Origin of the sequence: Lederbergia citrea, from assembly GCF_018343525.1 — a bacterium.
GTDB classification, from domain to species: Bacteria; Bacillota; Bacilli; order Bacillales; family Bacillaceae_C; genus Lederbergia; species Lederbergia citrea.
Genome location: NZ_JAGYPH010000001.1, coordinates 276,892 through 302,146, shown reverse-complemented (window position 1 = coordinate 302,146; position 25,255 = coordinate 276,892). Strand labels below are relative to the sequence as shown.

At 40.5% G+C, this 25,255-nt stretch carries 24 protein-coding genes and 1 other annotated feature; of the genes, 1 reads left to right on the top strand and 23 read right to left on the bottom strand.

The features are described 5' to 3' along the window. Positions 1–81: 81 nt before the first annotated feature. From minD to KHA88_RS01430, 20 genes are all read right to left on the bottom strand, one after another. Positions 82–888, bottom strand: a complete 807-nt coding sequence (minD, locus tag KHA88_RS01525) for a septum site-determining protein MinD (RefSeq protein ID WP_213097516.1) — start codon at positions 886–888, stop codon at positions 82–84. Next, positions 881–1,570 carry a septum site-determining protein MinC gene (gene minC / locus KHA88_RS01520; protein ID WP_213106769.1) on the bottom strand — a complete coding sequence of 230 codons (690 nt, stop codon included), beginning with the start codon at positions 1,568–1,570 and terminating at the stop codon, positions 881–883. The genes minD and minC overlap by 8 nt, the downstream gene beginning before the upstream one ends. Positions 1,571–1,728: 158 nt before the next feature. After that, a complete protein-coding gene (mreD, locus tag KHA88_RS01515) occupies positions 1,729–2,247 on the bottom strand; it encodes a rod shape-determining protein MreD (RefSeq protein WP_213097518.1) in 519 nt (172 codons plus the stop codon). Further along, complete coding sequence (gene mreC, locus KHA88_RS01510) at positions 2,247–3,113, bottom strand: rod shape-determining protein MreC (protein ID WP_213097519.1); 867 nt, start codon at positions 3,111–3,113, stop codon at positions 2,247–2,249. Before mreC ends, mreD begins: the two co-directional genes overlap by 1 nt. 92 nt (positions 3,114–3,205) lie before the next feature. Beyond that, a complete protein-coding gene (locus KHA88_RS01505) occupies positions 3,206–4,225 on the bottom strand; it encodes a rod shape-determining protein (protein WP_213097520.1) in 1,020 nt (339 codons plus the stop codon). Between the two features lie 185 nt (positions 4,226–4,410). Beyond that, the gene (gene radC / locus KHA88_RS01500) at positions 4,411–5,082 is read right to left on the bottom strand and encodes a RadC family protein (protein ID WP_213097885.1); all 672 of its coding nucleotides are present in this window, start codon (positions 5,080–5,082) and stop codon (positions 4,411–4,413) included. Between the two features lie 41 nt (positions 5,083–5,123). Further along, positions 5,124–5,699, bottom strand: a complete 576-nt coding sequence (locus KHA88_RS01495) for a Maf family protein (protein ID WP_213121329.1) — start codon at positions 5,697–5,699, stop codon at positions 5,124–5,126. A gap of 111 nt (positions 5,700–5,810) precedes the next feature. Next, positions 5,811–6,830 carry an SPOR domain-containing protein gene (locus KHA88_RS01490; protein ID WP_213106768.1) on the bottom strand — a complete coding sequence of 340 codons (1,020 nt, stop codon included), beginning with the start codon at positions 6,828–6,830 and terminating at the stop codon, positions 5,811–5,813. A gap of 110 nt (positions 6,831–6,940) precedes the next feature. Next, the gene (locus KHA88_RS01485; RefSeq protein ID WP_213121328.1) at positions 6,941–7,678 is read right to left on the bottom strand and encodes a hypothetical protein; all 738 of its coding nucleotides are present in this window, start codon (positions 7,676–7,678) and stop codon (positions 6,941–6,943) included. Position 7,679: 1 nt separating this feature from the next. Next, entirely contained in the window at positions 7,680–8,306 is a 627-nt protein-coding gene (locus tag KHA88_RS01480; RefSeq protein WP_213121327.1) for a PilN domain-containing protein, read from the bottom strand. Further along, positions 8,307–9,278 (bottom strand): type IV pilus biogenesis protein PilM, encoded by a 972-nt coding sequence (gene pilM / locus KHA88_RS01475; RefSeq protein ID WP_213121326.1) that lies wholly within the window; start codon positions 9,276–9,278, stop codon positions 8,307–8,309. Positions 9,279–9,311: 33 nt separating this feature from the next. Beyond that, entirely contained in the window at positions 9,312–10,052 is a 741-nt protein-coding gene (locus tag KHA88_RS01470; protein WP_213121325.1) for a prepilin peptidase, read from the bottom strand. A gap of 9 nt (positions 10,053–10,061) precedes the next feature. Next, positions 10,062–10,499, bottom strand: coding sequence for a type II secretion system protein (locus KHA88_RS01465; RefSeq protein WP_213121324.1), 438 nt, complete (start codon positions 10,497–10,499; stop codon positions 10,062–10,064). A 101-nt stretch (positions 10,500–10,600) separates the two neighbouring features. Beyond that, complete coding sequence (locus KHA88_RS01460; protein WP_213121323.1) at positions 10,601–11,815, bottom strand: type II secretion system F family protein; 1,215 nt, start codon at positions 11,813–11,815, stop codon at positions 10,601–10,603. Next, complete coding sequence (locus tag KHA88_RS01455) at positions 11,815–12,855, bottom strand: type IV pilus twitching motility protein PilT (protein ID WP_213106763.1); 1,041 nt, start codon at positions 12,853–12,855, stop codon at positions 11,815–11,817. The genes KHA88_RS01460 and KHA88_RS01455 overlap by 1 nt, the downstream gene beginning before the upstream one ends. An 11-nt stretch (positions 12,856–12,866) precedes the next feature. Next, positions 12,867–14,531, bottom strand: coding sequence for a GspE/PulE family protein (locus tag KHA88_RS01450; protein WP_213121322.1), 1,665 nt, complete (start codon positions 14,529–14,531; stop codon positions 12,867–12,869). An 18-nt stretch (positions 14,532–14,549) separates the two neighbouring features. After that, on the bottom strand, positions 14,550–15,902 hold the full coding sequence (locus tag KHA88_RS01445; RefSeq protein WP_213121321.1) for a VanW family protein: 1,353 nt from the start codon (positions 15,900–15,902) through the stop codon (positions 14,550–14,552). Between the two features lie 20 nt (positions 15,903–15,922). Continuing rightward, positions 15,923–16,582 (bottom strand): hypothetical protein, encoded by a 660-nt coding sequence (locus KHA88_RS01440; protein ID WP_213121320.1) that lies wholly within the window; start codon positions 16,580–16,582, stop codon positions 15,923–15,925. A gap of 178 nt (positions 16,583–16,760) precedes the next feature. Beyond that, on the bottom strand, positions 16,761–18,077 hold the full coding sequence (locus KHA88_RS01435; RefSeq protein ID WP_213121319.1) for a bifunctional folylpolyglutamate synthase/dihydrofolate synthase: 1,317 nt from the start codon (positions 18,075–18,077) through the stop codon (positions 16,761–16,763). 67 nt (positions 18,078–18,144) lie between these two features. Continuing rightward, positions 18,145–20,790: a valine--tRNA ligase gene (locus tag KHA88_RS01430; protein ID WP_213121318.1), complete on the bottom strand. Its 2,646-nt coding sequence runs from the start codon at positions 20,788–20,790 to the stop codon at positions 18,145–18,147. Between the two features lie 57 nt (positions 20,791–20,847). After that, positions 20,848–21,090 (bottom strand) — a binding site (T-box leader). Between the two features lie 200 nt (positions 21,091–21,290). Between KHA88_RS01430 and KHA88_RS01425 the strand changes: the two genes are divergently transcribed. Then, a complete protein-coding gene (locus KHA88_RS01425) occupies positions 21,291–21,443 on the top strand; it encodes a hypothetical protein (protein ID WP_488153871.1) in 153 nt (50 codons plus the stop codon). Between the two features lie 16 nt (positions 21,444–21,459). Here KHA88_RS01425 and ysxE read toward each other — a convergent pair whose 3' ends face one another. The 3 genes from ysxE to hemL all read right to left on the bottom strand — a co-directional run bounded on the left by ysxE (position 21,460) and on the right by hemL (position 25,249). Further along, positions 21,460–22,494, bottom strand: coding sequence for a spore coat protein YsxE (gene ysxE / locus KHA88_RS01420; RefSeq protein ID WP_346729153.1), 1,035 nt, complete (start codon positions 22,492–22,494; stop codon positions 21,460–21,462). Positions 22,495–22,571: 77 nt separating this feature from the next. After that, positions 22,572–23,807, bottom strand: coding sequence for a stage VI sporulation protein D (spoVID, locus tag KHA88_RS01415; protein ID WP_213097536.1), 1,236 nt, complete (start codon positions 23,805–23,807; stop codon positions 22,572–22,574). 149 nt (positions 23,808–23,956) lie between these two features. Then, a complete protein-coding gene (gene hemL, locus KHA88_RS01410; protein WP_213121315.1) occupies positions 23,957–25,249 on the bottom strand; it encodes a glutamate-1-semialdehyde 2,1-aminomutase in 1,293 nt (430 codons plus the stop codon). Positions 25,250–25,255 lie beyond the last annotated feature (6 nt).

Here is a 25,255-nt window from a genome sequence, read left to right as displayed (position 1 = left end):
CCCTATGAAATATGCCGGGATGGATGAAATGAGATAGAAAAAAGCTTCCACTGCCACAGAGGCAGGGAAGCTTTTAAATGATTAAACTCCAACTCCAAAAAACTTCTTTAATTTCGCAAAAACTCCGGTCTTTTCATCATCCAATGACTGTAACGGTACTGCTTCACCAAGAATCCTTCTAGCTATATTTCTATATGCTATTGAAGATTTACTGCTCGGATTAAGAGCGATCGGCTCTCCTTGGTTTGCGGATTTAATAACATCGACATCATCCTGGACAATTCCAATCAAATCGATCGACAGATGCTGGGCGATTTCGTCGACATCAAGCACATCGCCATCTTTCATCATTTGACTCCGGATTCGATTGATAATCAACTTTGGCGGTTCAATATTTTCTTCCTTTTCGAGAAGCCCAATAATCCGATCGGCATCACGTACTGCCGAGATTTCAGGAGTTGTTACAACAATCGCTCGATCTGCACCAGCGACAGCATTCCGATACCCCTGTTCAATTCCGGCTGGGCAATCGATGATGATATAATCATAGTCCTGCTTCATTTCCGATACAAGCTGCTTCATTTGTTCGGGAGATACAGCTGTCTTATCACTCGTCTGTGCTGCTGGAAGCAAAAACAACTTATCTTCGAACCTTTTATCCTTGACAAGCGCTTGATGTATTTTACATCTGCCCTCGACAACATCTACAAGATCATAGATGATTCGATTTTCCAGACCTAGCACAACGTCAAGGTTCCTAAGCCCAATATCCGTGTCAATTAGGCATACTTTCTTCCCCTGTAGGGCAAGAGCCGTCCCCAGGTTTGCAGAGGTTGTAGTTTTACCGACGCCCCCTTTACCCGAAGTTATTACTATCGCCTCACCCATAGTAGTGTCCCCCTTTGAATCTAGTAATATTAGGCCGCAAATGTTTCAACACTTGCAATCTGTCAATTACAATCTGGTGTGTTCTGTCTATGTATGCACATTCCATTTGGTGGTGTTCTCCCTTGTCATAATGATCGGGAGCGCGGCTAATGCAATCGGATATCCTAAGCTGCGAAGGGGTCATAAACGAAGCAACGATGACCGATTCACTTTTCCCCGTATAGCCGGCATGTGCCACACCTTTAAGAGCACCCATAATAAAAATATTGCCGCCCGCCCTTACAGTGCCTCCAGGGTTGACATCGCCAACAAGCAACAAATCCCCTGGTACTTCCAATACTTGTCCCGACCTTACAATCGTGGCAACGGACGTTACTTCCTGTTCATCTATATGGGCTTGAGCTTCTTCTTTTGTTATGACATTACTTTCAATCTCTTCAACGATCAAATTTTGTTTCTGGCGGATCAAGTCTTTTAACTCTTCTTGCTGTTCTTCCCCCAAAAGCCGATTACCTGCGAGAATACGAACGGAAATAAGCGGGCTATCCGTGTCTAAGCCTTTCAAATCTGAAAGTTTTTCTTCCAATTCTGAGAGCAATTCTTCGTATGAACAACGATCATTCAATTGTAAGGAAAGACCGTTCTTTGTTCCTTTAATCATGACATTTTGTCTATTTTTCATGTTATCCGGCTCCAAATGAAAATGTGCCCTGATGTCTCCTTTCGCCAACTATCGGTCTATTTATATCTTTATCTTATCGCAATTAAAATTTCACGTCATCTCTTGCTATTTTCGACAATCTACGGCATTTTCCCTTTATTTACACATTAAATTTAATTTTATTCATTAAGTTCTTCTTTCTTTCGCTGTTGAAGCATTTTGGAAAATGGGAAATAGATAATGATTAAAAAAACCAAATTAACGACGAGCGTCGGTAAGAGCCTCATCATGGCAAACTCATTTGGTGTCATTGTAATTTGCATGACAAGCACATTCATCCCATAGACGAGTGTCTCCACTAGTGCAACACATACCGATGAAATAATTGCGACTGTAAATATGTTTGCATGGAGAATTTTTGACATTTTGGCTGCAAAGTAGACGGCAATCGGTAGCAAAAATAAATATACGCCTATAATTTCTGTATAATAAATATCGAACAATAAACCGAAGACAGCGGCGTACAAGAGCGATCGATTTCGAAAATAACAAATACCCATCATTGATAGTAGTACAAGCAAAAAATGCGGAATGAAAACCTTATCTACTACAATGGTTCCAGGAGGCAGCAAATCAACAAATAAACTTTCTCCATAAAAAGCAAGCGTTAAAAGAAGAGGAAGAACAATGCGTTTCATCATTCTCCCTCCTTTTTTACTTCTTCCATATTTTTCATGGAGGGGACAATGACCATTACATGCTCAAATCCGTAAAAATCAGCAGATGGTTCCACATAGGCAGTTTGAGTCAACCCATAACGATCAATTTCTAACTCTTTAACTTTTCCTATATCTAGTCCTTTTGGAAACACACCGCCAAGTCCCGAGGTAATGACATTTTGCCCTTTTTTAATTTTTTGGTCAATCGGAAGATCCTTCATTAACAGCATTTTCTTGTCTTGATCATATCCATTAATCAGACCATAAATAGACTTTTTCCCTTGGATTTGGGCAGATGCTCTATTTTTGATGTTTTCAGAGCTTAAAAGTTCGATAGTTGCCGTCATTTCAGATGTGCTGATTACCTTACCGATCAACCCTTTAGCTGTTTGAACAGCCATATCCGGTTTTACACCACTTTTATTCCCTTTATTGATAATTATGTTTTCATACCATCGGTCAGGAGTACGACCAATAACCGTTGCTTGGATGGCTGTATAATCGCGGAGATTATCCGTTTTTTTCAATACGTTTCGCAATTCTTCATTGTCACTTTTCAAATCCGATATTTCCTTTTCAAGCTTTGCCAGCCCTTCCAAGCGGGCTTTTAATTTTTTATTTTCCGTGTATGTATTTTGCAGATCTTGCATATTTCCTAAAAAGCCTGCAACCCCATAAGCAGGCTTCGAAATAAGAGATTGGCCAAAGCCGACTACATCTTTTACAAATTGCTCAGGACGTGAAATGTTTTCTCTATCTCTTAAAGAAAATCCGATCAATGACACGAGAATAATGATGCTGACAAGCAGGATAATCAGACGTTTGTTGAGAAAAAAATGCGGCATTCATTTACACCTCTGATTCTGATAAGCTGTTAGCCGCAAGTAGCAGCTGATAAGTATGAATGCGCCGCTTAGGAAACAGGCGCATTCAGTTATTAACGCGAATCTTTTGCTTTATTTTTAAATAAATCGATGTGATCAAGCGCCATGCCTGTTCCAATCGCTACACAATCTAGTGGTTCATCGGCAATAAGCACTGGCATTCTTGTTTCCTCGCTAATGACTTTGTCCAGATTTCTTAGCAATGCTCCACCGCCCGTCAGTACAATGCCTCTATCCATAATATCTGCTGCTAGTTCTGGAGGAGTTTTTTCCAGCGTGTTTTTCACCGCTTCAATGATTGCATAAACGGTATCATGCAAAGCACCCGTAATTTCATTAGCGGTGATTTCAATAGTTTTAGGCAGTCCAGTAAGTAAATCGCGGCCACGTATTTCCATAGGAGCAATGCCCTCAGTGTCCCCAGCCGATCCGACCTCAACTTTGATTGCCTCTGCAGTCCGGTCACCGATGAGCAAATTATACGTTTTTCTAATATAAGAAATAATCGATTCATCGAAATTATCACCGGCTGTCCGAATCGAAATACTTGTCACAATTCCTCCAAGAGAAATAACGGCAACTTCCGTTGTTCCTCCTCCGATATCAACGACCATACTGCCTGTTGGTTCCCAGACTGGCAAGTTGGCTCCAATAGCCGCAGCAAATGGCTCTTCAATCGGATAAGCATCACGAGCACCAGCTTCCCGAGTTGCATCAAGAACCGCTCGCTGTTCTACTGCAGTGATTCCGGATGGTACACAAACCATTACATATGGCTTTCCCCCCATCCCTTTACCTTTTGCAGCATGCTTAATATAATACTTCATCATCGATGCTGTTGTTTCATAATCAGCAATGACACCGTCTTTCATCGGTCTAAGTGCAACGATATTTCCTGGCGTCCGGCCAATCATATTTTTCGCGTCATTGCCAACAGCAACGATTCTTTTTGTATCAGTCTGTAAAGCAACAACTGAAGGCTCACGTAAAACAATCCCTTTTCCTTTAACAAAGACAAGTGTGTTTGCAGTGCCTAAGTCAATGCCTAAGTCTTTCGTTCCAAATCCAAACATTGTATGTATCTCCCTTTCTCATGCCGTTAAAAGCTTATAAATAAGCAAGGCAGGTCCTCGCATGCCTTTATTTCACAAATCAACCAGATTAGGCGTGCTTTTTTCAGCTTGTCCAGTGTTTCTAGCGCACATTGTATAAAAGCCATACCTATAATTATATCCTAACCTTTTTTAAAATCATAGTATCACATATAACCTTTTTCTTTCATGCTTACATATTTTTTATCACCGATAATTAAATGATCGAGAATATCAATTCCAACCATCTTTCCACATTCAACAAGCCGCTTTGTTACTTCAATATCTTCACGTGATGGTGCGGGGTCCCCGGACGGGTGGTTATGGAAACAGATGATGGAAGCAGCAGAGCGTCGAAAGGCTTCTTTGAAAACCTCGCGCGGATGTACTATAGAGGCGTTGAGACTGCCGATGAAGACCGTTTGCCGGTGGATGACTTGGTTCTTGGTGTTTAAATAGAGGCATACGAAATGTTCCTGAGTAAGAAAGCGCATATCATTCATTACATAGTTGGCTCCGTCTTCAGGGCTTCGAATTACATAGCGATCATCATAAGTAAGATTACTTATCCGTCTTCCTAACTCTACCGCGGCAGCAATTTGGACTGCTTTTGCCTCTCCAATGCCCTTCAAACCAGTCATTTCCTCCAAAGCGGCATCTTTAATCCACATAAGCCCCCCAAACTGGGTCAAAAGCCTGTTTGCCAGTTGAATAACCGATTCCGATCTTGTTCCTGATCGGAGTAAGATGGCAAGGAGTTCTTGATTTGATAAGCTAGCTGGACCACTATTAATGAGACGCTCACGCGGGCGCTCATCAACAGGAAAATCGCGGATCATCAGTGATTCAGTTTTCAATCTTTATTTCCTCCTTTAGGTGGTCATTCGGGAGGAGAGCCTAGTCCCATGCTGGAAAGTGTTCGGGACAAACGAGAGATAGGGAGGCCGACTACCGCATAGTAATCACCTTTGATTGATTTAACATGAAGGGCGCCTAAACCTTGAATACCGTAAGCTCCTGCCTTATCAAAAGGTTCCCCGCTATCTAAATATCGTTCAATATCGGCGTCCGATAACTCCCAGAATTCCACATCTGTTTTTTCGTAAAATGTTTTTGAAATTTTGCCATAGACAACAGCCACACCAGTATAGACTGAATGCGTTTGTCCAGAAAGCTGTTCTAGCATCTGTTTAGCTTCCTGTCTATTCGCGGGTTTTCCCAGAACCTTATCATTGTTGACGACAATTGTATCAGAACCAATGACAATGGATTCTGGGAATTGAGCGGATGCCATGTTTGCTTTTCGCAAAGCAAGCATGGTAACAATTTCATTAGGCGAAAGATTGGGTGAAAAAGATTCATCTGCACGGGGTGAAAAGGTAGAAAATGGAATGTTTAATTTCTGAAGAAGCTCTTTTCTGCGAGGTGAAGCCGAAGCGAGTACGAGGTGCAACATATTACAGCCTGCCTTTCTATTAATAGGGAGATACATACACCCTTATCGTACCAAAGCAAACGACAGGAAACAACAATAAAATGGAGAGAGTAATCAAGCCGTTAAAAACGGCTAGTCACTCACCCCAAGATATATACTCATATATTCGAGCAAAGCTTGTTGTGCCTTTAAAAGCTCCTGCTTATTAGTGGAGGATTTTTGGAATTCTATAAGACTTTTTTGAGCTGCAGCTAATTTGCTGTGAAGATCATTTGCAAGCTCATTTTTATAAGAAGTGCTTTTGTCAGCACCCATCACTTTAGCTACCTCAGTTAAAGTATCATCATTCAGCTTACCTAGCAATTGACCACCTGCTGCTTCTTTAGCAAGTAAATGATAAACCTCTGTTTCCGCAGTAAGCTCATCTGCTTCCGCTTTTGATGTCAGCTTAATTTCTTTTTCTTGAATAGTGAGCTCTTTTGCCCAGACATCAATGCCTTTTTGTTTCAGTTCACTTTCCCATTCTTTTGCAGTAGGCAAATCCCCTGCCACACCAATAAATACATAGTACTGTCCATCTAATATGACAATTTTAGATGCCAATTCATGTGCTGAAAACTCCCGAGCTCTCTCTTCCGCCGCTTCCTGAGTTGAAAAGACTCCCCCCTGCAACACTGGTATGCCTATGGCTGGAAGCTTTCCTACATATCCCGTTTTCGGTACGTCTTTCACTTTTTCTTCCGCCGCGGGTGGTAGTTTTACCTCATTTACAGCAATTGTACTGCTATCCTCTGGAAGTTTGGCCATCTTTAAAATGAAAGAGCCTAACACTAACCCAATCGCCACCGCTAGAAGTATTGATAATATCAGGCCGGATATTCCAGGCTTCATTTTCTTTCTCCAATGAGAAGGTAATTTCCTTTCTGTCGGGGCATAATTCACCTTATGAAATTCTGGCATTTCCTTCTTTTCTACCTCTGGCAAAATCCAATCAAATTCTTCCTCATCCATCGACTCCTCTGACGCTGTTGCGGCAGCTTCATTTGACCCTGATTGCCAATCATGAATGGCAGCTTCTTCTGAAAAAGGGCGTTCATCTCCATTAATTTTTATTTTAATTGCTGGTTTTCGTTTCTTCTTCTTTTTGCTCATCCTTTCCTGCCTCCCGCCCATAAAGTTTGCTTTATGCTATCATATAAGCAAAAAAAAAAGACGAGACTTTTGTCGTCTCGTCCAGAAAGGATTTCGCCAATTTTTTTATATCATTCGCCATTTTCACCAGATTTTTCTGAAGTCGGAATTTCACCAAAGGGATCTTCCTTGTCTGCCGGGGTCGGAGCGTCTACTTTCGGTACTTGATCTGCTAAGTCATCAAGATCCCGCATATAGTATGCTGATATGGTCGTTTCAAAAGTAAACGCTGTGCTTGTATCCTCAATAAAAGTTACTTCTTTTGGACCTTTAATTGAAATTTTTTCTACTTGAGTTATTCTCTCCATTGATTCAAGCTGCTGAAGAAAATCCCTTAACTCAGAGTAATTCTTCGCCTCGACTTTAAGGTCGGCAGAAATTTTTTCCAATCCAGCTGGCATATTTGTGTGTAACGGGTCTGTTTCTTCGGTTCCGTCGGTTTCTATTCGATCAGATTCCTCTTCTTCATTTATTACTTCTTCATTTGTAAAATCAATTTCTTTGATCAAAACGCCGGACATTGTTTCAGCCTTGTCTAGATCAAGAACAAATTGATCGGCTAACGGCTTCACTGGAATCTTTCGTTGCAGTGCCATTGTACTAATAATCGTATCAGTTCCGGCATTTTCTATCCTATTTTCAAGGATTTCAAGCATTTGCCTTTCTGTTTTCAACTCGTTTTCTTTCAAAGTAGCTCCAAGTGCAGCAGGCTTGTAAAATTGATAATATAACAAAAAGAGAAGAAAGAAGGAAGCAAAGACCGCTACGGCGGCAATAGCCAATTGTTTTTTCTTTAGCTGAAAGGCCATATTAACTGTCTCCTCCTGTTTGAATCTCGTCTTCTTCTCTTTGAAATTTTGCTTTATTAATAGATAGATTATAGATCGCTTCGTATCTAGGTAAAATTAGTGACGCTACATCCTCATCAGTATCATTCGCCACCACTACTTCTTCTGCTTCTTCTGGAACCTTAATAGATTGCAAACTTGCTTCAGTTATCCAAACTGCATTAGTTAATTCGTGTAAATAATAGGCTGCTTGTCTACTAGTATCAAATTGAACCGTCATCACAATATTATTTTGAGTTTCGTATGTATATTCTTTCAAAAAGCCCCGCTCTGGCAATAGTTTAATTAATTGCTCTAAAATAGGAACGGTTTCTAGCTGCTCATCCTTCGCCCATGTAACAGCACTCTCCAGACTAGCAGCTGAGCTTCCGTATTGAAGCTCATCAAGCATTTTCTCTTTTTCTTCGACCTGTAGACTTATTTCTTGAATCTCATTCGTCAAAGCCAAATTGTGTTTCTTTTCTTTTTGAACGTTTATTAATAGTAAGACTGTAAATATGACAAAAAGAAGGGCAATACATAACAGGACAATTAAAAGCGGACGTTGCCGCTTTTCCTTTACTTGCAAGAGGTTTATATCGACAAGCATTTAAGGAGTCACCTCTTTCAAAGCTAGGCCAATACAAGGGAGACAGCTAAGTGGCACTACTTCTCCTGTTGACGACAGGCAATACTCTCCTGAAAGCTGTTCAATAGAAAATGACAAGTACTCGGCGAGCATTTCCTTTATATTTTTAAGCTGTGGATGGCCACCACTTAGAAAAATGCGCTCTACTTGAGCGTTGCCTTGGTTCAGCGAATATATGTAAAAATCCATGATTTTTTCAATTTCAAGGAATACGTCTTCTAAATAGAAATGTGGTTTGTCTTCTTGTTCCTCAAGTACATTCATCGAAATGGCTATAGGCTCTCGGTTCATCGGCAAAGGCTTGATGAAGATAGGGACATGGTTATGAAAAATTGAGATAGTAAGTAAATCTTCATCCATGTGAAGCAGCATAATGTGATCATTGCCAGTCGACATTCCAGAATATTGGTAAATACGATATAAAGAAAGTGGGGATATATCGGCGACTGTTGGCTTTAGCTTAACATCTTCGAGCAAGTCTACATATGCCTTTACTACTTCTTGCGGAGCAGCCACAAGCAGGACTTCCTTTTCTGATGCTGTTTCTTGGAGTACTGTCACATCAAAGACTGGATCTTCAAATGGCAGATGAATGCTTGAACCAATTTCAAGAAAGATATGTCCTTTCATTTCGTCATCTCGCACATCACCAGGAATGGAAATCGGTCTAATGACGATATAGGGATCAGGTACTAAAAATTGGACATGGCGCCTTTTTATCCGCCAATTATCCACGCATTCTTCCATTATTATGCGGAGAGTCTGAGCATCTATGATTTTCCCCTCATTAATAATATTCCTTCCGATTGGATGTTCTGCCCAACGAAGGATTTTCGGCTGTTCTTCCACCGTTGCTTCAATTAAGCGGATTGCCTGATCGCTAAACATGATATTCACCGTTTTTTTTGTTCGTTTGAACAGTTGTAAAGCCATCTTGAAAACTCCTTTTTGAACATCCTCTTCCGTTTAGAAAAATGAAAAATACCAATTCATTATCTCGTGATGATAAAAGTAAACAATTAGCGTCCCTAATCCGATATATGGCCCAAATGGAATCGGATTACTTTTTTTAAAAACCCCAACTGCCAACCCGATGACCCCGGTTACCGCACCAAGTAATGTAGCAGCGAAAAAGGACAGCAATATCAGCTTTGTACCAAGAACAAGTCCAAGCACCGCAAACAGTTTAATATCCCCGCCGCCCATGCCGCCTTTACTGACAATGGCGATAAGTAGCAATAGCGAAAATCCAACGGTAGCTCCAGCAAGCGAATCCCACCAAGGCGTAAGCGGGTATATGACTCGAGCAGCAAGGAAAATGCCTGTAAAGACAAGCAGCACTTTATCAGGAATGAGCATATATGTTACGTCCGATACAAAAATAATGACAAATAGAGATATGAGGAGCCAAGCAATAATGAGCTCAACGCTCCATCCAAGCTTTATGTATGCAAACACAAATAATAATCCATTAGAAAGTTCCATGATTGGATATAGAGGAGAAATGCGCTGATTACAATGGCGGCATTTCCCTTTGAGAAAAAGATAAGAAAAAACTGGGACCAATTCACGGGTCCCAAGCGTGTTTTTGCAACCAGGACACGAAGACCTTGGCTTTACAATCGACTGTTTCAACGGAACCCTCAGTCCGACGACATTGTAAAATGAGCCGAGGAGGAGGGCGTAGAGGAAGATTATATAAGGCATATCAAATAATTAAAGCGTAATATCTGATCTTTTAAGTGTAGTAGGATCTATAGGTCCGAAAGTCGGAACCCCCGCTCCTGCCATTGTTACCTTGTAAGACAAATTACCATTAGCATCTTTCGTTATAGTAACTGTACTACCGTTATAATTCGTTCCAGTTGGTGGTTTGATTTCTTCAAGATAACCACCTTTAACCAAGTCTTCATACTTTATTGAGCCTGTGCCTGAAGTAAATGTTACAGCTTCTGACGCAACCGCCATACGTGCACTTTCCACCATCATTTTCGCATTCGAAATATGCGCATCCTTCTTCGAGTTATTGATTAATCCCCCAATACTCGGAATCGCAATCGCGGCGATGATTCCTAAGATAACCACAACAGCAAGCAATTCAATGAGTGTCAAGCCTTTTTCATTTTTAAGTCTTTGTCCAATTTTATTTAACATAGTCTTACCTCCTTAGGTATTTTGTACTATCAAAAATTGTATCTATCTTGATTATATCGCAAAATTTGTAGAATGATAGAAGAAATTTCCTTTTTTATACTTTATTGATAGTTTTGGATATTATTAAAGATATCAAACATCGGCACCATGATTGCGGTGACGATAAGACCTACTAGACCGGCCAAAATGACGATCATGAGCGGCTCTATTAAGGATTTGAGTCGATCTGTTGCAGCATCGACTTCTTTTTCGTAAAAATCGGCCACTTTATCGAGCATTGCATCCAGTGAGCCTGTTTCTTCTCCAATCGCGATCATTTGAGATACGAGCGGGGGAAAAGCCCAATGTTTTTTCATTGGCTCTGTCATCGAGCTGCCACGTTCAAGGGCAAGGCGCGAATCCTTTATGACTCTAGCAATGACTTCATTTTCAATGATCCTTTCAACCATGGCGAGTGCCTGCAAGATTGGCACAGAGCTCGAAAACATCGAGCTTAATGTCCGGGTCATCCGTGCCAATACAGCTTTTTGCATAATGGAGCCAAAGAGCGGCATCCGAAGCAATCCATAATCAAGATAATATTTTGACTCCTTATTACGATTCAACAGGACAATTCCGATGATAACTAATAGTACGAATAATATAATCAAATACCAATAGTTCTGCATAAACCCGCTCGCATCTAGTACAAATTTTGTAATCGCCGGGAGTTCGCCGCCAAAGTCTTCGAACATCGAAACGAAGGTTGGAACGACGCCTACAAGCAAGAAAATAACGACACCAATTGCAATAAAACTTACGACGAGCGGATATGCTAGCGCAGACACCACCTTTTGCTTCGTATGATGCTGCTTCTCATAATGCTCCCCAATCCGCTCAAGCGTTTGTTCCATCGTTCCGGAAAGCTCACCCGCTCTAATCATATTAATAAAAAACGGTTCAAAAATTTTCCCGTGCTTGGACAGCGCTTCTGAGAGAGGGCGTCCTTCTCTTAGTTCCTGCTCTACAGTCTGCAAAGCTTTTGCCAGGGGTTTACTATCTGTTTGAGCTGCCAGAATCCGGGTCGAATCGACGACTGTTACACCCGCTTTAAGCAATGTTGAAAATTGGCGAAGAAAAATAACAAGATGCTGAAGCTTAACAGGATTTCCAATTGATACATCTTTTGTCAACAAGGTTTCAGGTGTCTCTTCAATGTCTATTACCCTTATTCCCTCATTTCGAAGCTTCAGCATTGCCTCCCGCCGTGAGCTGGAATGAATGGTCCCGTTTTTCAATCCACTGCGGTCGCGACCTGAATATTTATAGCGAGCCATTACGAATCGACTCCTTTTAAATAAAGCATTGCTAAGTCGGAGGAAATTAGCCCCGCATCCAGTAATTCTTTCACGCTCGTTTCTAAAAGTTGCATTCCCTCGCTACGTGATGTTTGTATGACGTTCGGGATTTGGTGGACTTTTTCACTGCGAATCAAATTAGCGATCGCAGGATTATTGATTAATACTTCCAGCGCTGCCCGTCTTTCTTTTCTGTCAGGTGATGGAAAAAGTCTTTGGGAAATTATCGCTGTTAAAACAGAAGACAATTGGATTCTAATTTGTGACTGCTGTCCCACCGGGAATACGTCAATAATTCGATCAATCGTTGACGGCGCGCTTGATGTATGAAGAGTTGCAAGCACAAGATGTCCTGTTTCAGCCGCTGTAATGGCTGTCTGAATCGTTTCAAGATCTCTCATCTCGCCTACTAGGATGACATCAGGATCTTGTCTTAGTGCACTTCTTAATCCATTTGCAAAGCTATGTGTATCGGTACCAACTTCTCTTTGATCAATCAGCGAGAGTCCATGCTTATGCAAATATTCAATTGGATCTTCCAGTGTGATCACATGCTTACTCATCGTCCGGTTCATAAAATCAATCATTGCTGCGAGAGTCGTAGATTTTCCGCTACCTGTAGGACCGGTCACTAGGACAAGCCCCTGCGGTTTTTCAGCAATTTTTTTTAATACATAGGGCAATTTTAAATCATCAAGAGTTGGTATTAATGTTGGGATCACTCGAACAGCTAAAGACATGCATCCTCGCTGATGATAAGCATTGATTCTAAACCGCGATACGCCTGGAATGCCATAAGAGAAGTCTAATTCACCAGTTTTTTTGGCATAATCCCATAAGTCAGCAGGGATTAATGCCTTTGAAATACTTTCTGTATCTGCCGGTAGGAGTGGCTCTTTTCCGTATCTTTTTAGTACGCCATTAATCCTCATTACAGGCGGGGAGCCAACTGTCAAATGAAGATCTGAAGCACCTAGCTCAAAAGCTGCCTTCAATAAATATTCCGCTTCTCGTTTCATCTGTCCACCACCTACTCTGTAATCGTGACCCGTAATACTTCTTCCGTAGTTGTGATCCCTTGTTTTACTTTTAAAAGACCATCGTCAATTAAGAATATTGTTTTATTTTTATAGGCAAGTTCTCTTAATTTAGAAAACGGCTCATTATTCATAATCACCTTGCGCATCTCATCATTAACGACAAGCACTTCATGAATGGCCATCCTGCCTTTGTATCCTGTCATATTACATGAGGCACAGCCCCTACCACGTACTACCCGATCAATTTTCATTCCTCTTTTGGCAAAAATATCGATTTCACTTTTCGTCGGCTCTAGTTCTTCTGAGCAATCCCTACATACTTTTCTAACGAGTCGTTGGGCTACGATGCCACTTATGGAAGAAGCAACAAGAAATGGTTCTACCCCCATATCGAGCAACCTTGTCACCGTACTTAGCGAATCATTCGTATGAATCGTAGATAAGACAAGATGCCCTGTTAAGGAAGCCCTAATCGCAATTTCTACCGTTTCTTTGTCACGGATTTCCCCAACCATAATGATGTTTGGGTCCTGACGTAAAATGGAGCGCAATCCTGCCGCAAACGAAAGCCCGATTTGTGGGTTAATCTGAATTTGATTAATTCCTTCAAGTTGGTACTCGACTGGATCTTCAACCGTAATAATGTTCACCTGCTCATCATTAAGCCGATTAAGAGCAGCATAGAGAGTCGAAGATTTTCCGGAACCTGTCGGACCTGTAATGAGTACGATGCCTAGCGGTCTTTCAATCATCGATAAAAATCGTTTCAAATTAAGTTTGTTGAAGCCTAACTGAGTCAAATCATTTAATGAACTGCTCAAGTCTAATACTCTAAGGACGATTTTTTCACCAAAAACAGTTGGCAATGTTGATACCCGGAGATCTACGTGGCGGAATTCCACATTTGTTTTAATGCGTCCATCCTGTGGTACACGATGTTCCGTAATATCTAAATTAGCCATAATTTTTATTCGGGCAGCGAGCATGCTCTGCATATGCTTCGGCAAGATCCGTTCAGTCCGTAAAACTCCGTCTATCCGGTAACGAACAGCAATCTTTGTTTCGTGAGGATCCATATGAATATCACTTGCACGCTGTGAAATCGCATTTCCGATTATTTGATTGACAAGCTTGACGATTGGAGATGTTTGATCCGTTATTTCTTCCTCTTCAACAGGTAACGGTGCTTCAACAAGTCCATCTCTCATATCACCAAAACTGTCATCTAAATCGTAATACTTATTAATCGCCCTTAAAATATCATCCTTTGTAGCAATGGCTGTTTCAATTTGAAATCCTGTTGAGAGCCGCAAATCCTCGATCGTATAGTAGTCCATTGGATCTGCCATCGCTACAAATAATTTGTCTGCTTCCTTTTTTAATGGCATCATTAAATTTCGCTTAGCTGTTTCTTTAGAGAATAAAGAGAAAAGGCTCGTATCAAAAGGATACTGATAAAGAGTTACGTGCGGGATGCCGAGCTGAAATTCCAATACTTCTATGAGCTGTTGCTCAGTAATATATCCCTTTTGTAATAAGACATCACCAAGCTTTTGATGTTCACTCTTTTCCTTTAATGCTGCCTCTAACTGTCCATCCGTCAGCATACCTGCTTCAACAAGCAAATTCCCAAGGCGCTTTCTTGTTTTATGCATTGCCAGTCACCGCGTTTCTCATTTAATGATTTCTCCAGGATCGGTCCAAATATTCGTTGGATCATCTGATTCAAGGGAATCCGTTTTATCTAAATTGCTCCCGATATCCGTTTCTTCTTCATTACCGATTTGATTAGTTTCTTCTATGATAAGTGAATCCTCATCGTCAAAGTTTGTTGATTCCTCGCCCAATCCGTTTCCACCTTCACTGCTTTCGGCCCTTTTTAAGCTGCGCATTTCTACACGATGGACGGGAGGATAATAGTCTTCAGCAATCCTTTCGATCTCAAGTTGATTACCTGATTTATCATAATGCTCTCTGTTTGAACGGATTAATGCCCCTTTTTCTCCTGGTTCAATCAGATTAACTGCCGAGTCAGCAACTTCCGGACTATATTGTAAAATCGTTTTGGGAGAAAGTTTTTGTGCATCCTCCAAAGCAAGTCGATATTGAAATGAAAACGGTGCCCCTTTCAAAACAGCTTGTATGCCATTTTGCTCTGTAAGAAAATGAAGTTTATACGCATTCTCATTTGGGTTGGTGAATATAAAGTCCATGTTCGACTCTTTGTCTACCTTTGCTTCCAAGCCGATCTCTCCATCTTGGGGTAACTCTCTGCTTAGATTCCGTTCTATCACGGCGAAATTAGTTTGAAAAATAAGTTCATATAATAAAGAGGCAATCACGCTTAACTCATCTGAATTTACAGCCAAACTTCCTTTATCATCTAAAATTCCCAGTAAAGAAACTTGGGAATGGCCCTTTATTTCAATTTCATGAAAAGCTTCGATAAATTCGGCAATCCCTGTTGTCGGCGGAATTTCCGTCTTTCTCACTTCCGCTACTGTGATATCTTCAGGAAAAGCATCGTTTACATAATCTAGCAGATTAATTGTATGTATTGTAGGCTCGGATAAATCAATATTACTGACCAACTCGGCCTTTAGCGCTTCAAGATTCACCATCTCTTCTTTCACTTCGGGAAATACAGCTAATAGCCATTCACCCATTGTCTTATCTGACATATTTATTATTAGTGGACTGTTTGAAGAGCTCTGGGCTAGATGAATACTTTCGGGAATATCGATCGATAGCTGTGCCAAATCAAGCAATTGACTCTTTTCTACTAGCTGTACAGAAAGACGAGCTCCAGCTTTCCACGCTTCTAGCTTTTCTCCAAGGACCCGTTCCGCTTCAATTCCCGTCAATCCCGACAAATTTACGCCTGCTACTTTAGTGTTGTCAGTCAGACGCTCGGAAGGCTGCAAGAATGTATTAAAAGCAAGTACGCCTAATTGAGAGAAACCGAAAAGGAACACGATACATAAAAAAAGTACGCTTGCGATTTTGCCTAGTCGTTTTATATTCATGTACACCGCCACCTTTCTTGTTACCCTTCTCGTTTAACAGGTCTCTCGATAATTTCTTCCAAAAAGGAGCGTTCTTCTACGTTTATTTTAGAATCGTTTTCGGCATGGTCATTATCTAGCTGTTCGTGAGGACGCGGAAGATATTCTCCTTCTTCCCAAAGTTCTTCTAATTCCAATAAATCTTCAGAGAGTATATCTACTTTATTCGGAAGATGAGGTTCTTCTCTTACTTTTTCAACAGTGAGTGGTTCGAGAATATCCTCCAATGCAGAAGCTGACTCTTTCGCTCCTAAGATTTCGTTTAATGAGTTTTCGGGATTTTTATCCACTATTGGTTTTAATTCCCTATTCCAAGAATATGAATCTTCTATTTTTTTTGAAGCATTATGAGTTGTTATACTTTTTTCAGAAGATTTTTCTTTTATTTCACTTCTCATCGAGGTAAACCAATGTCCTAATCTTGTTTCAAGGAAATATGCAAAAAGGCAAAAGAGGAGAAAAAACATTACAATTGTTTGCCAAAGTGGAAAAAAATCTTTTGCCAAAATAAGAAGACAGACCAATGGAAAAGCAATAATGGCTATTATTAGTTTACCTTTCATCTCGATTTGGATCGGCAAAAAATACAAAACTGGCACAAGTATTAATAAACTGAGGACCACCATGATGAATGAAATCAAATGAGAACCCTCCCATTCAGAATCTATTTAATTGGAACATTTATGTATTTTACAGTTCACTCACATTGTATAATAAATAGTCGGTTATTGATAGATAATTGAAGATTATGTCAAAATAAATAGAGCTGGTTTGTAAACCAGCTCCATCAAATGAGCAGATTTTTTTACAAACTTGCCATCAACGTTTCGTAGTTTGTAAAACTTCTGATAGATAGGGTTTGACTTCAGATATAAAATAAAGCGAACCAGTTACTGCAATTAATTCATCTGGCTTGGATGAGGATATCAATTGTTTCAACAATTGAGGCCAGTCATGATGTATTTTTGCATTCGGATTTCCGCTCATGTCTTTGAGTTCTACTGCAGAAGCTGCTCGCGGAAAATCAAATTGAGTTAAATAAAGATCCGCTTCCATCGAGTTTAATATTCCAAACATTTCTGTAAGGTCCTTATCTTTTAATGCCGCGAAGACAATATTAATTTTCCTGCCTTGAAAGCGACTTTTGATTGCGGCTGCAAATGCTTGAAGCCCTTCTTTATTATGCGCCCCATCAATCAGGACAGTAGGACTTTTACTTAAAAGCTCCAGTCGGCCTGGCCAATAGGCTTTCTTCAATCCAGCTCTGAAATGTTCTTCTTTAACCTCGATATGGCCTGTTTTATTCAAGTAGAGCAAGGCCGCAATTGCTCCAGCTGCATTTTCGGTTTGATGCTGACCTAAAAGTGATAGCTCAAGCTTTTCAAATCGAAGCTTGTTTGAACTAAATGTAAATTGTTCTCCATTGTCGATAGGTTTGTAATTCGAAGTAAAAAAATCTACGCCAAGCTGAAATAACTTTGCATGTTTGTTTTTCGCTTCCTCTTGCAGAACAGCCAATGCTTCATTTAACTTAATAGCGGTAAAGATTGGGGTATTTCTTTTAATGATCCCTGCCTTTTCATAGGCGATATCCTTAATCGTGTTTCCAAGAATCTGTGTATGGTCCATTCCAACGTTTGTGATAATTGAAACGAGTGGTTCTATCACATTTGTTGAATCGTATCGTCCTCCAAGACCAACTTCAAATATCGCGATATCTACCGGATTTTCCTTTGCAAAGTAATAAAAGGCCATCGCTGTAATCACTTCAAATTCAGTGGGTGAGCCCAGTTCAGTTGCCTCAAGTTCATCGGCTAATGGTTTAATTACATTTGTCATGTCGATGATGGCTTGATCTGGAATTGGATTCCCATTCACACTGATTCGTTCATTAAACTGTTCAATGTAAGGAGAAGTAAATGTGCCTACTTTATAACCTGACTCATGCAAAATTGAGCGTAAATAAGCAACGGTCGACCCTTTGCCATTCGTTCCGCCTACATGGATGGCTTTTAGTTCTCTTTCTGGATGACCCAATTTTTCCAGCATCCATTCCATTCTTTTTAGGCCTGGTTTAATTCCAAATCTTAGACGGGAATGGATCCAGTCTAACGCTTCTTCATATGTATGAAACATACACGTCCACCTCGGTTCATCAAAATTGAAGCGAATCCGCTCATGGATTCGCTTCAATTCTAGTTTGTTATTCAGATTTCAGTTCTTTTATTCTTTCTTCGACAGTTGTTCGCTTTTCCAAATAATCTTGTTCTTTTGCCCGTTCTTCATCAACGATCGCTTGAGGTGCTTTACTAATAAATCTTTCGTTTGCGAGTTTCTTCTGAACACGTTCCACTTCTTTATTCCATTTATCCCACTCTTTTTCCAAACGAGAAATTTCTTCGTCAATATTGATGAGACCTGCAAGTGGAAGAAACAACTCAACACCTGTTACAACTGCAGACATTGCTTTTTCAGGTGTAGCAATGTTTGTTGCTATATGCAATTCTTCCGGATTGCAAAACTTTTCAATGAACTGTTTATTTTTCTCTAGGGAATGTAGTACTTGTTCATCTTTTGCCTTCAGCATCAATTTAATTTTCTTGCTCATCGGAGTATTAACCTCTGCTCTGATGTTTCGAACAGAACGGATGATGTCCATCAATAACTTCATTTCGCTTGCTGCCGTTTGATCTGAATACTGTTCATTCACTTGTGGCCATGCCGCGATTGTAATAGACTCACCATTATGCGGGAGGTTTTGCCAGATTTCTTCTGTAATAAACGGCATGAATGGGTGCAGCAAACGCATCGTATTATCCAAAACATAAGCTAGGACGGAACGCGTTGTCTTTTTGGCAGCTTCATCCTCGCCGTACAGAGGCAGCTTCGCCATTTCAATATACCAATCGCATAAATCATCCCAAATAAAGTTATATAGTGCTCTGCCAACTTCACCAAATTCATATTTTTCCGCGAGCTTTGTCACTGTGTCGATCGTGTCATTTAAGCGCGTTAAAATCCATTTATCTGCTACAGACTTTTCACCGGATAGATCAATTTCTTCATAAGTCATGCCATCCATGTTCATGAGTGCGAATCTGGAAGCATTCCAAATTTTATTGGCGAAATTCCAGACCGCTTCAATCTTTTCCATACTAAAACGAAGATCCTGGCCAGGCGAACTGCCGGTAGATAGGAAGTAACGGAGTGAGTCTGCGCCGTATTTATCAATGACATCCATCGGGTCAACACCGTTTCCGAGTGACTTGCTCATTTTCTGGCCATCTTCAGCCCGTACAAGCCCGTGAATCAGCACATCCTTAAACGGACGCTTCTCTGTAAATTTCAACCCTTGGAAAATCATTCTCGATACCCAGAAAGCAATAATATCATAGCCAGTAACTAGGCAGCTTGTTGGGTAATAGCGTTTGAAATCCTCTGCGTTTTCATCTGGCCAGCCCATTGTAGAAAATGGCCATAAAGCTGAGCTGAACCATGTATCTAATACATCATTGTCCTGCTCCCAATTTTCTTCATCTGCTGGCGCCTCAGTCCCAACATAAATTTCGCCCGTTTCTTTATGATACCAAGCTGGAATCCGATGGCCCCACCATAATTGACGAGAAATGCACCAATCGTGGATATTTTCCATCCAATGTAAATACATTTTCTCAAAACGCTCCGGCACAAAATGCACTTTATCTTCACTGCGCTGCAGATCAATCGCTTGTTTTGCAAGTGGCTCCATTTTTACAAACCATTGGGTGGATAAATATGGTTCGACTACGGCACCACTTCGTTCGGAATGCCCCACCGAATGCATATGGTCTTCAATTTGGAAAAGAACACCTTCATCCTGTAAGTCTTTGACGATTTGTTTCCGGCATTCGAACCGGTCCATGCCATTATATTTGCCTGCCTTTTCATTCATTGTTCCATCTTCATTCATTACGAGTACGCGTTCAAGATTATGTCTGTTGCCAATTTCAAAGTCATTAGGATCATGAGCAGGGGTAATTTTGACAGCGCCTGAACCAAATTCCATCTCAACATAATCATCAGCAACGATTGGAATTTCCCGGCCAACAATCGGCAAGATCACGGTTTTTCCAATTAAATGCTTGTAACGATCATCTTCCGGATGAACGGCTACAGCCGTGTCTCCGAGCATCGTCTCAGGTCTTGTGGTCGCAACTTCAATCGTACCAGTCCCATCTGCAAGCGGATAACGCATATGATAAAAAGCGCCTTGAACGTCCTTGTGGATAACTTCTATGTCAGACAGTGCTGTTTTCGTGGCGGGATCCCAGTTGATAATATATTCTCCGCGGTAAATGAGCCCTTCATTGTAAAGGGAAACAAACACATCACGAACAGCATTGGAAAGCCCCTCGTCAAGCGTAAAACGTTCACGGGAATAATCTAACCCGAGTCCTAACTTTGACCATTGCTGGCGGATAAACTCCGCATATTCCTCTTTCCACTTCCATGTTTCCTTTACAAAATTCTCACGGCCAAGATCATAACGCGTTTTTCCTTCTTCACGCAGCTTACCTTCTACTCTTGCTTGTGTCGCGATGCCTGCATGGTCCATCCCCGGCAACCATAAAACATCATAGCCTTGCATTCTTTTCATCCGCGTCAATATATCTTGAAGTGTCGTGTCCCAAGCGTGCCCAAGATGAAGTCGCCCAGTAACATTCGGTGGTGGAATAACAATTGTATAAGGTTCTTTGTCATGATCGTTTTTCGCTTCAAAAAACTTACCCGAAAGCCACCATTCATATCTTCCTTGCTCAATCCGCTGCGGCTCGTATTTTGTTGGCATCTTCAATTCATTTTGTTCCATTGTTATCCTCCTCAACGTAAATATGCACCATTTGAAAATACAAAAAACTCCCCTCGTCAAAAGGACGAAGGGAGCGGATTCGCGGTACCACCTTTTTTCGCAGATACATGCAGCACATAACTGATACATGGATCTGGCACTTAAATTCATAACGGCTCTGCACCGGCTTCCGTTACTGCAATGTTCACGGAAGCTGCTCAAGGGCGACTTTCCATCAGCACCACTTAGGAAATCTCACAGCATTAATTTCCCTCTCTGAAAGCGGTAGTCCAACGTACTCTTCCCTGTCCAAGCATTTAATCGATCATTCTATTACTCATTATAGTAGCGAAAACGAGTGGGTATTGTCAATGGTTTCAGACCTATTATAAACAAAAAATGGGCTCTTTAAACTTAGCAAGGCACAAATCACATGATGTATACATATTTTATAAGAAGGAATAAGGGAGGAGGCCAATAAAATGAAAAGAAAAATCAATCAGTTCACATTTCAAAATTGGATGAAAAACTTTAAAGGGATTTGCAGACAGCTGATTATCCCGTTTACTGTCTTTCAAGCAATTCGGACTTTTATTTTTCCAACAACCCTTGATGTTTTATTATTAACCTTGTTTATCATACTTGCTCTTGCGTTCCATTATGATTGGATATAAATTCCCCCTCCGAAACTTAGTCAGAAGGGGGAGATTGTGATTGTTCTTTTTTTTGTCTTTCTATATCTTCAAATCTCATCACGACGTATTCAGTATTTTTCATTCGCCAATACTGACGCTGTAATTGAATGACAAGTTTCATTTCATTTTTCTCATTGCCAGTTGAAAAATATTTTTCAATGACCCTGAAAATAGGTCCAGGGTGACCTAAATAACTAAGGAATAAAAGCATTTCATCCTGCTTAAAGGGGAAATGCCGAAAATAGCCATTCAGCCAGTTTACACTCTCTTCAAACTGTTTTTGATGTGTATTTAACGTTCTTGCTAAAAAAGGAAGTAGATCATGAATGGGAGAAGCAATTCCCGCCTGTTCAAAGTTAGTAAAGAAACCGAGTCCATCTTCGTTATACAAGAAATGTTCATTTGAAATTTTACCGTGAATAATGACACTTCTCGCTTTTGTTTCCTCCTGTGTTGCTTCATGCCATTCCTTTAACTTGTTCAACGCGAAACGATACCCACCATAAATCTCGCTGAAATAAGTACAAAAAAGTAGTTGAAAAGGAGACATATATGATTGTCTTTCACTTCGTTCAATAAATCCCTCCAATGCCTCTTGTTCATTTTCCCAACCGGCTGTTGTTTGATCATAATGTTCTTTGCGATCTTCTTTGCTTACAGGAACTTCACGGACAGATAAAGTATGGAGGCGCGCAAGTTCTCGAAATAAATCATTATGTTTTTGATATCGATCCTCTCTCTCCTTATTTTCAAGCCATGGCATTAAATAATAAAGGGAATTTCCTTCTAAAATTGCATAACGGCCGTCTAACGTAGGATAGACCGGCACAATTCTATTATAGCCAAGCTGATAAAGATGCTGAATATGGCGAAGAAAATCCAAACCTTTATTAGCATCCATTCGTTTTAAAGCAAATTCACCTTTATCCGAATAAATTTTAAATACGCGGCCATGTTTTTCAACAAAGTTCATTTGTAGACCATAATTTCCTGCCAATCTGCTAATCTCGTCATTAAGATTATTCGCCATCTCCATCACCTGCTTATTGTAAAACAGAGAGGACGAACCAGAATGCAGCAGCCCCCCCATATTTTGTAAACCGTCTACTACTTCGTTTTATATGCTGGTGTTGATTTCATCGGTATATAAAGCACTTGACCCTCATACACTTCATGGCTTGCTTCTAATTGATTTGCTCGTAATATTTGCTGAACGGTTAATTTATATTTATCGGCAAGCCCTTGAATGGAATCTCCTTGTTGGACAAGACACACTTTCAATTTAGTTGATGCTTCATCTTCTTTCCTTGCAAAAAAATCAGCAAATGACATCGTTTTATATTTGTCTTTCTTTTTCTTTACTTTTTCTTTTAGCTCTTCTTCGTGACTCGATTCATTGCCACTGCTCGATTCCTGATAATGTGACGATGATTCCATTTCTTCGATGACTGATTCGTCTTTTAATTGAGATAGTGACTCCATATCCCGTTCCATCGTTTGAAAATATTCTAATGTCCGCTGAGCCAATGCCTCCATTGACATTTCAGGAAGCTGAGGAAATGGAAAGTGAAAATCTTTTCTTAACTGAAAATTACCTTGCTCTTCCTTAGGAACAGTCCTTGCTTCTACTGTAAAAGGTTCATAAAGCTCAGTATTAGTCGATTCGTTAAGGATTTCTTCACTTTCATCGACTTCCACTGTTTCTCCATGTTCTTCATGTCCTTCATCGTTTTCATTTTCTCTTGCTTCTACAGCTACATCCGCCTCTTTATTCCCTTCAGCTTCCTCGGTTTCCGTTCTATTCATCAGCTCTACTTCAATAGCCTCTTCTTCGAATCCCTGGACTTCTTCACTTTCTACTTCATCTGGTAATTCTTCTACTTGATTCTCAACGTCTCCAAAAATATCGGACTCTTCCTCATATATCCCATGAACATAAATATCAGCCATGAGCTGTAGCCGGCAATTTTCGGGAAAAACATAATCAAATGATTGAATATCTAATTCCATTTCTTCAACATTAATAATTCTTCTTTTTGGAATGGTGATATCAACAGGAAAATGGTGGAGAAATTCACTTACTTCTTCATTTCTTACTTCAACGGCTTGAACATACTTTCTTCCAGGTACAGGAAATGCCTCATCCAATTCGTTATCTATCAAATGTTTATACTCCCCATTTAACTCAAGTGACCCTTTCAGTACTACATAGTCGTCTTCATCTAATATCGTTATATGGGGATCTAATGAAATAGAGATAAGTTCATCTACTTCCTGTCCTTTTTCAAACCAAACGGACTCCTCTAACGGGAATCTTAGCGATGTTTGTCGGCGATCAGGCAAGACTGATTCCTCCTTTCCTTCCTATACAAAAAAATATCGGTCACTTACAACGTATGAAAGATCCCGATTATTTATGATAAGAAAGGAAAGCTTCCTTAAAGCGCTGACCAAATAAAAAAGGATTGGCACAAAGTCCAATCCTTCATTAATTACTGATTATTAATCATTTCAAATGCTTTCTCAGCAGCTGCGATCGTTGCTTCAATATCTTCTTTCGTATGCGCTGTTGACAAGAACAAGCCTTCGAATTGTGATGGTGGCAAGAAAATGCCATTATTGGCCATCTCTTTATAATAAGCGGCAAACATGTTTAAATCAGATGTTTTTGCCTGTTCGTAATTATAAACATCCTCATTGGTAAAGAAAATTCCAACCATCGAACCTGCTCGGTTAATTGCATGAGGTATGCCATATTTTTCAGCGGCTGCCTTTAAACCAGCTTCCAGCATATCTGCCTTACGATTAAACTCATCATATGATTCCGGCGTCAACTGAACGAGCGTTTCATAGCCCGCTGTCATTGCAAGCGGATTACCAGATAAAGTACCTGCCTGGTAAATAGGACCGCTTGGTGCAATTTGCTCCATGATTTCCGCCTTCCCACCATAGGCTCCGACAGGAAGACCGCCGCCAATTACTTTTCCGAGACAAGTAATATCTGGTGTAACTCCGAAATAACCTTGAGCACAATTATAGCCAACGCGGAAGCCTGTCATTACTTCATCAAAAATAAGTAAGGCACCATATTCGCTCGTAACTTCACGCAGTCCTTCCAAGAATCCAGGCTGCGGCGGCACGACCCCCATATTTCCCGCTACTGGTTCAACAATTACTCCAGCTATGTCTTCTCCAAACTCTTTAAATGCATATCTTACACTGTCCAAATCATTATATGGAACAGTAATGGTATTTTTCGCTACCCCTTCTGGTACCCCTGGGCTGTCTGGCAAACCAAGTGTTGCAACACCGGAACCGGCTTTTATCAATAGCGAGTCACCATGCCCATGATAGCAGCCTTCAAATTTCAATATTTTATTCCGCCCTGTATACCCGCGTGCCAGTCGAAGCGCACTCATCGTTGCCTCTGTTCCTGAAGATACCATTCTGACAATCTCAATCGATGGAACCCGTTCTACCACGAGTTTCGCCAGTTTATTTTCAACTAAAGAAGGAGCACCAAAGCTTGTTCCTTGTTCAGCTACCTTTTTGAGACCTTCCACCACTTGATCATTGGCGTGACCTAAAATAAGGGGCCCCCATGAGAGCACATAATCAATGTATTCATTACCATCAATATCAAATATACGGGATCCCTTCCCTTTTTCCATGAAAATAGGATCCATGTCGACTGATTTAAAGGCACGAACGGGACTGTTTACACCGCCCGGCATTAAGGTCAACGCTTCTTTAAAAGCTTGTTTTGATTTTTCATATGAACGCATCAAACA

Bases quoted from the DNA above. Each gene is read 5' to 3' on its own strand.
- minD (WP_213097516.1), bottom strand. From the start codon at position 888: ATGGGTGAGGCGATAGTAATAACTTCGGGTAAAGGGGGCGTCGGTAAA.
- minC (WP_213106769.1), bottom strand. From the start codon at position 1,570: ATGAAAAATAGACAAAATGTCATGATTAAAGGAACAAAGAACGGTCTT.
- mreD (WP_213097518.1), bottom strand. From the start codon at position 2,247: ATGAAACGCATTGTTCTTCCTCTTCTTTTAACGCTTGCTTTTTATGGA.
- mreC (WP_213097519.1), bottom strand. From the start codon at position 3,113: ATGCCGCATTTTTTTCTCAACAAACGTCTGATTATCCTGCTTGTCAGC.
- KHA88_RS01505 (WP_213097520.1), bottom strand. From the start codon at position 4,225: ATGTTTGGATTTGGAACGAAAGACTTAGGCATTGACTTAGGCACTGCA.
- radC (WP_213097885.1), bottom strand. From the start codon at position 5,082: ATGATCCGCGATTTTCCTGTTGATGAGCGCCCGCGTGAGCGTCTCATT.
- KHA88_RS01495 (WP_213121329.1), bottom strand. From the start codon at position 5,699: ATGTTGCACCTCGTACTCGCTTCGGCTTCACCTCGCAGAAAAGAGCTT.
- KHA88_RS01490 (WP_213106768.1), bottom strand. From the start codon at position 6,830: ATGAGCAAAAAGAAGAAGAAACGAAAACCAGCAATTAAAATAAAAATT.
- KHA88_RS01485 (WP_213121328.1), bottom strand. From the start codon at position 7,678: ATGGCCTTTCAGCTAAAGAAAAAACAATTGGCTATTGCCGCCGTAGCG.
- KHA88_RS01480 (WP_213121327.1), bottom strand. From the start codon at position 8,306: ATGCTTGTCGATATAAACCTCTTGCAAGTAAAGGAAAAGCGGCAACGT.
- pilM (WP_213121326.1), bottom strand. From the start codon at position 9,278: ATGGCTTTACAACTGTTCAAACGAACAAAAAAAACGGTGAATATCATG.
- KHA88_RS01470 (WP_213121325.1), bottom strand. From the start codon at position 10,052: ATGCCTTATATAATCTTCCTCTACGCCCTCCTCCTCGGCTCATTTTAC.
- KHA88_RS01465 (WP_213121324.1), bottom strand. From the start codon at position 10,499: ATGTTAAATAAAATTGGACAAAGACTTAAAAATGAAAAAGGCTTGACA.
- KHA88_RS01460 (WP_213121323.1), bottom strand. From the start codon at position 11,815: ATGGCTCGCTATAAATATTCAGGTCGCGACCGCAGTGGATTGAAAAAC.
- KHA88_RS01455 (WP_213106763.1), bottom strand. From the start codon at position 12,855: ATGAAACGAGAAGCGGAATATTTATTGAAGGCAGCTTTTGAGCTAGGT.
- KHA88_RS01450 (WP_213121322.1), bottom strand. From the start codon at position 14,531: ATGCATAAAACAAGAAAGCGCCTTGGGAATTTGCTTGTTGAAGCAGGT.
- KHA88_RS01445 (WP_213121321.1), bottom strand. From the start codon at position 15,902: ATGAATATAAAACGACTAGGCAAAATCGCAAGCGTACTTTTTTTATGT.
- KHA88_RS01435 (WP_213121319.1), bottom strand. From the start codon at position 18,077: ATGTTTCATACATATGAAGAAGCGTTAGACTGGATCCATTCCCGTCTA.
- KHA88_RS01430 (WP_213121318.1), bottom strand. From the start codon at position 20,790: ATGGAACAAAATGAATTGAAGATGCCAACAAAATACGAGCCGCAGCGG.
- KHA88_RS01425 (WP_488153871.1), top strand. From the start codon at position 21,291: ATGAAAAACTTTAAAGGGATTTGCAGACAGCTGATTATCCCGTTTACT.
- ysxE (WP_346729153.1), bottom strand. From the start codon at position 22,494: ATGGCGAATAATCTTAATGACGAGATTAGCAGATTGGCAGGAAATTAT.
- hemL (WP_213121315.1), bottom strand. From the start codon at position 25,249: ATGCGTTCATATGAAAAATCAAAACAAGCTTTTAAAGAAGCGTTGACC.